This window comes from Allofournierella sp. CML151, from assembly GCF_027853465.1.
GTDB lineage: Bacteria > Bacillota > Clostridia > Oscillospirales > Ruminococcaceae > Allofournierella.
Genome location: NZ_JAPNNW010000035.1, coordinates 1 through 7,617 on the forward strand (window position 1 = coordinate 1; position 7,617 = coordinate 7,617).

The 7,617-nt window shown below is 59.2% G+C and carries 8 protein-coding genes; 6 read left to right on the plus strand and 2 right to left on the minus strand.

Annotation, left to right across the window (positions count from 1 at the left end; genetic code table 11):
- Window positions 1–270: 270 nt before the first annotated feature.
- Together PH256_RS14990 and PH256_RS14995 are read right to left on the minus strand one after the other, a co-directional pair.
- Window positions 271–594, minus strand: coding sequence for a hypothetical protein (locus PH256_RS14990; protein ID WP_087183052.1), 324 nt, complete (start codon window positions 592–594; stop codon window positions 271–273).
- A gap of 291 nt (window positions 595–885) precedes the next feature.
- Window positions 886–1,017 carry a hypothetical protein gene (locus PH256_RS14995; RefSeq protein WP_255396664.1) on the minus strand — a complete coding sequence of 44 codons (132 nt, stop codon included), beginning with the start codon at window positions 1,015–1,017 and terminating at the stop codon, window positions 886–888.
- Between the two features lie 238 nt (window positions 1,018–1,255).
- Between PH256_RS14995 and rsxC the strand changes: the two genes are divergently transcribed.
- From rsxC to PH256_RS15025, 6 genes are read left to right on the plus strand one after another with little or no spacing between them, the layout of a single operon-like run.
- On the plus strand, window positions 1,256–2,566 hold the full coding sequence (rsxC, locus tag PH256_RS15000; protein WP_270914805.1) for an electron transport complex subunit RsxC: 1,311 nt from the start codon (window positions 1,256–1,258) through the stop codon (window positions 2,564–2,566).
- Window positions 2,567–3,538: an RnfABCDGE type electron transport complex subunit D gene (locus PH256_RS15005; RefSeq protein ID WP_270914806.1), complete on the plus strand. Its 972-nt coding sequence runs from the start codon at window positions 2,567–2,569 to the stop codon at window positions 3,536–3,538.
- Window positions 3,535–5,445 (plus strand): FMN-binding protein, encoded by a 1,911-nt coding sequence (locus PH256_RS15010; RefSeq protein WP_270914807.1) that lies wholly within the window; start codon window positions 3,535–3,537, stop codon window positions 5,443–5,445. Before PH256_RS15005 ends, PH256_RS15010 begins: the two co-directional genes overlap by 4 nt.
- An 18-nt stretch (window positions 5,446–5,463) precedes the next feature.
- On the plus strand, window positions 5,464–6,132 hold the full coding sequence (gene rsxE / locus PH256_RS15015) for an electron transport complex subunit RsxE (RefSeq protein ID WP_087183056.1): 669 nt from the start codon (window positions 5,464–5,466) through the stop codon (window positions 6,130–6,132).
- On the plus strand, window positions 6,132–6,755 hold the full coding sequence (locus PH256_RS15020; protein WP_058962647.1) for an electron transport complex protein RnfA: 624 nt from the start codon (window positions 6,132–6,134) through the stop codon (window positions 6,753–6,755). The genes rsxE and PH256_RS15020 overlap by 1 nt, the downstream gene beginning before the upstream one ends.
- Window positions 6,756–6,770: 15 nt before the next feature.
- Window positions 6,771–7,559: an RnfABCDGE type electron transport complex subunit B gene (locus tag PH256_RS15025; protein ID WP_087183058.1), complete on the plus strand. Its 789-nt coding sequence runs from the start codon at window positions 6,771–6,773 to the stop codon at window positions 7,557–7,559.
- Window positions 7,560–7,617: the final 58 nt, after the last annotated feature.

Below are 7,617 nucleotides of genomic sequence, written 5' to 3' on the forward strand. Positions count from 1 at the left end.
CCTTCGGGGGCGGCTTCACCGTTCGCGCTGTTGGCGCTCCGGTTCAGCGCGCAGGGGCTCCTGGCGTATAGTGTGAATAATGAAAATATAATAAAACGCAGGCTCGCATTAAAATGAGCCTGCGTTTTATTATGGTAAGGATTCAATAGTTGTTTGAAGACAAATAGCCAATATGCATAATAAAACCCATTCATTTGATCGCATGGGGGCGACCGAATCAATGGGTTTTAAGCGCTGCGGCGCTTTATTATGAGATGTTTAATCAAACCGTCATTCTTCGATGGAGACACCCAGCTTTTCGGCGATTTCGTTCAGCTTCATGCCGGACTTCTGAGCCTTGGTGACCAGAGTCTTGATCTGCTGTGCTTTTGTCTTGCGGGGAGCACGCTTTTTCGGGGTCAAAAGCTCCTGCTTGCGGCTCTGCAGCTTGCGGATCTTTTCGTTGATGGAAGCAATTTTGGCGTCAAACTTTTCTGCAGCTTCCGCCTTTTTAGCCTCCACCTCCTGGATGGACTCGTTCAGCTCGGCAATCTGCTTATCCAGATCTGCGGCGATCTGTTCAGAGGTGCGGCGTACACGCTTTTGTTCAGACATGGCATACAACTCCTTACCATTTTATAGTATCTTTATCGTAACATATGCGAATAAAACCTACAAGAGTATTTTGTCTGATTTTTGAAAAAACACAAAAATGACACAAAATTCGTTATAAAGAGTTTTGAGAAAAGAACGTTAGAAAACATATAGTTTTCTTAATGATGATTCAAGAAGTTTTACATCAGTGAAAGTGGAAATAAAAAACCGCTTTCTCCAATTCCTTCATATGGAAGGGAAAACCTTCCATAAAAGGGGAGAAAGCGGTAAAGATGGCGAAAAAATGGCGGATCAGAACAAATCGTCGTCGGTGTCGTAAACGGAAATGTACGAAGGGGTGTGCTCCTGCTTGAGCAGGGCAATGCCCAGCGCGGCACCGGCCAGCGCAAAAATCAAAGCTAAAATTTTAACAAGCAGTTTCATCGGGAAACCCTCCTTTGAATGATGCGAGATGTTGCTTTTAGTATAGCATAAAGCGGCAGGCCCGTGCAAACCATTTTATGGGGAAAAACCGCAAAAATACAAAGAAGATGGGTTACAGAATCGTAATCCTTGTTGACTTGAATCCATAAAGCAATTAGAATAATCTAGAGCGGGTGCGCCATGCTGTGGTTCGTACATGCGCCCCGTAGATTGTATGAAATGGGGGAACGTTCAATCCATGTTGAAAAAGCTGAAACGTGCGGCGCTCGGCGCCGGCGTGCCGCATGAGAAGGGAACTGCCGCCCTGGCCACGGTGAAGATGCCCGTGCCCAGCAAGGTTGTTCTGCCCATGCAGCAGCACATCGGCGCACCTTGCACGCCGGTGGTCAAGAAGGGTGACACTGTAATGGTGGGTACCCTGGTCGGCAAAGCGGAAGGCTTTGTGAGTGCCAACATTTATTCCGGCGTGTCCGGAACGGTAGCCTCTGTGGATACCGTGCACATTTCCAATGGCGCCAGCGTGGCTGCCGTTGTGATCACTCCCGACGGCCAGCAGACCGTCGATCCCGCGGTGAAGGCCCCGGTCGTGACCGATAAGGCCAGCTTCATTGCGGCGGTTCAGGCTTGCGGCCTGGTGGGCCTGGGCGGCGCCGGCTTCCCCACTGCGGTGAAGCTGAGCCCCAAGACTCCTGTGGATACCCTGGTGATCAATGCTGCCGAGTGCGAGCCCTACCTGACTGCCGACACCCGCGAGATGCTGGAGAACGGCGAGACCATCGCCTCCGGCGTCAAGGCTGTGATGAAATACCTGGAGATCAAGAACTGCATCATCGGCATCGAGCGCAACAAGCCCGAGTGCGTGAGCGCCATGAACCAGCTGTTCAGCGGTGTGACCGGCGTGAGCGTGAAGGTGCTGCCCAGCCGTTACCCGCAGGGCGCCGAGAAGGTGCTCATCGAGAACACCACCGGCCGTGAAGTGCCCCAGGGTGGTCTGCCCAGCGACGCGGGCGTTATCGTGATGAACGTGACCACCGTGTCTACCATCGGCAAGTACCTGGCCACCGGTATGCCTCTGGTGACCAAGCGCCTGACCGTGGACGGCGACGCCATCAAGGAGCCCAAGAACGTGGAAGCTATCATCGGTACCCCTGTGCGTGAGGTGCTGGATTTCTGCGGCATCAAGGAAGGCGTGACCGTTGCCAAGCTGATCAGCGGCGGTCCCATGATGGGTCTTGCTCTGCCCAGCGCTGACGAGCCTATTCTGAAGCAGAACAACGGCATCCTGGCCTTCAGCGAGAAGATGGCCACCCTGCCCGCTGCCGGTCCCTGCATCCGCTGCGGCCGCTGCATCGAGGCCTGCCCCATGGGTCTGGCTCCTGTGCAGATCGCCGGTGCTTTCAACAAGAAGGATGCCGCGGAGCTGAACAAGCTGTGCGTGGACCTGTGCATGCTGTGCGGTACCTGCAGCTACGTCTGCCCCGCCAAGCGCCCGGTCACTCAGACCATGGGCCTGGCCAAAGATTTCGCCAAGAAGGAGGCAAAGAAATAAATGGAAAACCGTTATATGGTCACTGCCTCCCCCCACATTGTGGATCGTTCCTCCACTCGTGGGCTGATGGGCAATGTGATTATCGCTTTGCTGCCCTGCGTGGTTGCCAGTGCGTGGATCTTCGGCCTGCGCGCTCTGCTGGTGATCGGCGTTACCACCGCCGCCTGCGTGGGCTTTGAGTACCTGTACTGCCTGCTGATGAAGAAGCCGAACCCTGTGGGCGATCTGTCCGCTGTGGTCACCGGTATCATCCTGGCTCTGAATATGCCTGTGAGCATGCCCCTGTGGATTGCCATTGTGGGTGCGTTCATCGCGATTGTTGTGACCAAGCAGCTGTTCGGCGGCCTGGGCTTCAACTTTGCCAACCCCGCTTTGGTGGGCCGTATCGTGCTGTTCACCGGCTTTGCTTCCCGCATGACCACCTGGACCTTCACTCCCCGCATGGAGCAGACCCTGAGCGGCATTGACGCCGCTGCCAGCGCCACTCCCCTGCAGGTGGTGGATGCTGCCGGTAACTCCCTGCTGGGCCAGTACCCCATCATGGACCTGTTCCTGGGCCAGCACGGCGGTGTGCTGGGCGAGACCTGCGCTCTGGCCATCCTGATCGGTTTCGTGTGGCTGGTTGCCACCCGCACCATCAGCCCTGCCATCCCCGTGACCTACGTGGCCACCGTGGCGGTGATCAGCGCTCTGGCGGGCAAGCCCGTTCTGGCTGAGCTGCTGGCCGGCGGCCTGCTGTTCGGCGCTGTGTTCATGGCTACCGATTACGTGACCAGCCCCTTCACCCTGAAGGGCAAGATCGTGTTCGGTCTGGGCCTGGGCATCATCACCTGCGGCATCCGCTACTGGGCGAACATGGCCGAGGGTGTTTCCTATGCCATCCTGTTCATGAACCTGATGGTTCCCTACATCAATGATCTGACCCGCCAGAAACCCCTGGGCGCGAAGAAGAAAGGGGCGAAAAAGGCATGAAAAACAATAGTACCTGGGAAAACTTCCTGAAACCCGTTGTGGTTCTGGTTGTGATCTGCATCGTGGCCAGCGCCGCGCTGGCCGGCACCAACCAGCTGACCGCTCCCATCATCAAGGCGCAGGAGGAAGCTGCCGCCAATGCCGCTTATCTGGAGGTTCTGCCCGAGGCCGACGGCTTTGAGGAGATCACCGACTTCCAGTCCAGCAACGTGACCAAGGCCCTGAAGGCCACCAACGGCGCAGGCTGGGTCATCCAGGCCTACGGCAAGGGCTTCGGCGGCGACGTGCCTGTGGTTGTTGCCTTCGACAGCGAGGGCACCATCCTGAAGGTGAAATTCATGGAGAACAGCGAGACCGCCGGTTTCGGCCAGAAGCTGGCTGACCCTGCCGACGCTGACGGCCAGAAGCTGGCTGAGAGCTTTGTGGGCAAGAGCGGTACCCTGGAAACGGGCGACGTGGATATGATCAGCGGCGTTACCGTTTCCTCCAAGGCTGCGCTGTCCGCTGTGAACTCCGCTGTGAACTGCTTCAATGAGGTCGCTCTGGGCCAGGCTGCGGTTGTGGAAGAAGAGCAGCTGACTCCCGACCAGGCTCTGGAGAGCATGGAGCTGACCGAGATCGAGATTCCCGAGGGCCTGACCGGCGCCTGGGAGACTGCCAACGGCACCACCGTGCTGCGCACCGAGGCCAATGGCTATGAATACGAGACCGCTCCTCTGGACGTTCTGGTGGAGCTGGACGCTGACGGCAACATCCTGAATGTTTGGGTTGGCACCGATGGCCAGACCGCCGGTATCGGCGATCAGGCGGGCGGCGCTGAGTACCTGAACCAGTACAAGGGCGTGCTGGGCGAGGCTGGCCTGGATGGTGTGGATACCATTTCCGGTGCGACCCAGTCCACCCGTGGCGTGAAGAAGGGTGTGCGCAAGTGCATCCAGGCATTTGTTGCCATGTACCCTGACTGCGCTGCCGCCACCGCGGTTGCTCCCGAGGGCGGCGATGCTGAGAGCGAGGCCGCTTCCAGCGAGGCTGCTGTGGAGACCGTTACCCTGAGCGACGAGGCCTGCAAGGCCGTTCTGCCCGACGCCACCACCTTTGAGGCGGTGGAATCCGCCACCAGCGGCGTACAGGCTGCTGTGAAGGCCGACACCGGCTGGGTCATCCAGGCCAGTGCCAAGGGCTTCGGCGGCCAGGTACCCGTGATCGTGGGTCTGGACGCTGACGGCGCTATCGTGGGCGTAAGCTTCCCCGAGAACAGCGAGACTGCCGGTTACGGCGCTCAGCTGTACGAAGAGGGCAATGAGTCCGCTGCTGCTCTGGCTGCCAGCCTGGTGGGCAAGAGCGGTGAGGTTGCCATCGGCGATGTGGATGCCATCTCCGGCGCCACCATCTCCTCCAAGGCGGTCGTAGAGGCCGTGAACACTGCTCTGAGCTGCTACAACGAGGTGGCTCTGGGCCAGGCTCCCGCTGCCGATGAGGGCAGCGAGGGCACCGACCTGAGCTCCATGAGCGCCGAGGAAGCCCGCGCTGCGCTGGCTCCCGGGGCGACTCTGACCCAGATCACTGCTCCCGAAGGCCTGACCGACGCCTGGCAGGGCGACGACGGCAGCTACGTGCTGTACGCCGAGGACAAGGGCTACGAGTACTCCACCAAGCCCCTGAACGTGGCGGTTGGCTTTGACGCCAACGGCGCCATCACCGGCGTGTGGGTGGATGTGTCCGGCCAGACCGCCGGTATCGGCGATCAGGCTGCCGGCGCGGATTACCTGGGCCAGTACACCGGCATCACGGATGAAGCCGGTCTGGACGGCGTGGATACCATCGCCGGTGCCACCGAGTCCACCCGCGGCGTGAAGAAGGCAGTGCGCAAGTGCATCCAGGCATATGCTGCGGGCCTTGCGTCTTGATAGGGAGGCTGTGAATTCATGAATAAAGTTCAGATCTTTACCAACGGCCTCGTGAAGGAGAACCCGGTTCTGCGCCTGGTTCTGGGCACCTGCCCCACGCTGGCTGTTACCACCATGGCCTTCAACGGCCTGGGCATGGGCATTGCAGCTACCTTCGTGCTGTTCTGCTCCAACATTGCGATCTCGCTGCTGCGCAACGTGATCCCCGACAAGGTGCGCCTGCCGGCTTACATCACCGTCATCGCCACCTTCGTTTCCATCGTGCAGATGCTGGTCAAGGCTTACGTTCCCGCTCTGGATAAGTCCCTGGGCGTGTTCCTGCCCCTGATCGTTGTAAACTGCATCATCCTGGGCCGTGCTGAGATGTTCGCCTCCAAGAACAAGCCTCTGGACTCCGCTCTGGACGGTCTGGGCATGGGCCTGGGCTTCACCCTGACCCTGGTGCTTATGGGCTCCATCCGTGAGATCCTGGGCTCCGGCACCTGGTTCGGCATGACCGTGATCCCCGCTTCCATCGACCGGTTCACCTTCATGACCACGCCCGCCGGCGGCTTCTTCACCTTCGGCTGCCTGATGGCCCTGGTGATCTTCATCGAAAACAAGACCGGCAACAAAAAAGAGCGCAGCATCGGCTGTGAGGGCTGCCCCTCCAAGAGCGTCTGCGGCGCGAAAGGGGGCTGTGAATAATGGCTGCTCGTTTAGCTGCTATCTTCTTCACCATGATCCTGGTGGACAACTACGTCCTGGTTAAGTTCCTGGGCATCTGTCCGTTCCTGGGCGTATCCAAAAAGCTCAACTCCGCCTTCGGCATGAGCTGCGCTGTTATCTTTGTTATGACCCTGGCCACCGCGGTGACCTGGCCCATTCAGAACTTCCTGCTCACCCCTGTGGACGCGGAAGGCAACCTGAAGTGGGACCTGGGCTACCTGCAGACCATCGTGTTCATTCTGGTTATCGCCGTGCTGGTTCAGCTGGTTGAGATCATCATGAAGAAGTACATGCCTCCCCTGCACAAGGCTCTGGGCGTGTACCTGCCTCTGATCACCACCAACTGCGCCGTTCTGGGCGTGACCGTGCTGAACATCGACAACGGCTACAACTTCGTGGAGTCCATCTTCTGCGCACTGGGCGCGGGCTTCGGCTTCATGCTGGCCATGGTCATCTTCTCCGGCGTGCGCAAGCGCCTGGAGGATGCTCAGCCCCCCAAGTGCTTTGAAGGCCTGCCCATCACTCTGGTGGCGGCTTCCGCCACTGCCCTGAGCTTCGGCGGCTTCGGCGGTCTGATCGAAAACATCTTTGGTGCAATTTAAAAGGAGGCCGGGAATATGTCTATTGCAATGGCGATTGCCATCGTTACTGTTGTCGGCCTGCTGGGCGCTATCATTCTGGTGCTGGCCGCCAAGTTCATGCATGTGGAGGAAGACCCCCGCATCGGTCAGGTGAACGGCTGCCTGCCCGGCGCCAACTGCGGCGCCTGCGGCTATGCCGGCTGCGCCGACTATGCCAAGGCCATCGTTGAGTCCGGTGCTCCGGTGAACAAGTGCGTTCCCGGCGGCGCCAAGGCCGCGGAAGACGTGGCCGCTGTAATGGGTGTGGAGGCTGGCGCCACCGCGGTGGTCAAGGCCATCGTGGGCTGCCAGGGCCGCCCCGGCGTTTGCACCCAGAAGTTCGATTACAAGGGTGTGTCCAGCTGTGCGGCTGCTGCCTCTCTGTTCGGCGGCGGCAAGGCCTGTGTACACGGCTGCCTGGGTCTGGGCGACTGCGTGAAGGCCTGCCCCTTTGATGCTATGCACATTGTGGACGGTGTGGCCTGCGTGAACGTGGCCAAGTGCACCGGCTGCGGCGCCTGCGCTGCGGTCTGCCCCCACGGCGTGATCGAGATCTGCGCCAACACCGAGAACAAGCCCAAGGTGCTGTGCAACAACACCGAGAAGGGCGCTCTGGTGATGAAGGAGTGCCAGACCGGCTGCATCGGCTGCATGAAGTGCCAGAAGACCTGCCCCAGTGAGGCGATCAAGGTCACCAACAACCTGGCGCACATCGACTACGACAAGTGCACCGGCTGCGGCGCCTGCGTGGAGGTCTGCCCCAAGCACGTAATCGTGAAGGCGTAAGCCGACCCGTAACCATGCAAAAAATCCCGCTGCTCGAATTCGAGCAGCGGGATTTTTG

Coding starts and splice junctions, on each gene's coding strand:
- PH256_RS14990 (WP_087183052.1), bottom strand. CDS start 594: ATGTCTGAACAAAAGCGTGTACGCCGCACCTCTGAACAGATCGCCGCA.
- PH256_RS14995 (WP_255396664.1), bottom strand. CDS start 1,017: ATGAAACTGCTTGTTAAAATTTTAGCTTTGATTTTTGCGCTGGCCGGT.
- rsxC (WP_270914805.1), top strand. CDS start 1,256: ATGTTGAAAAAGCTGAAACGTGCGGCGCTCGGCGCCGGCGTGCCGCAT.
- PH256_RS15005 (WP_270914806.1), top strand. CDS start 2,567: ATGGAAAACCGTTATATGGTCACTGCCTCCCCCCACATTGTGGATCGT.
- PH256_RS15010 (WP_270914807.1), top strand. CDS start 3,535: ATGAAAAACAATAGTACCTGGGAAAACTTCCTGAAACCCGTTGTGGTT.
- rsxE (WP_087183056.1), top strand. CDS start 5,464: ATGAATAAAGTTCAGATCTTTACCAACGGCCTCGTGAAGGAGAACCCG.
- PH256_RS15020 (WP_058962647.1), top strand. CDS start 6,132: ATGGCTGCTCGTTTAGCTGCTATCTTCTTCACCATGATCCTGGTGGAC.
- PH256_RS15025 (WP_087183058.1), top strand. CDS start 6,771: ATGTCTATTGCAATGGCGATTGCCATCGTTACTGTTGTCGGCCTGCTG.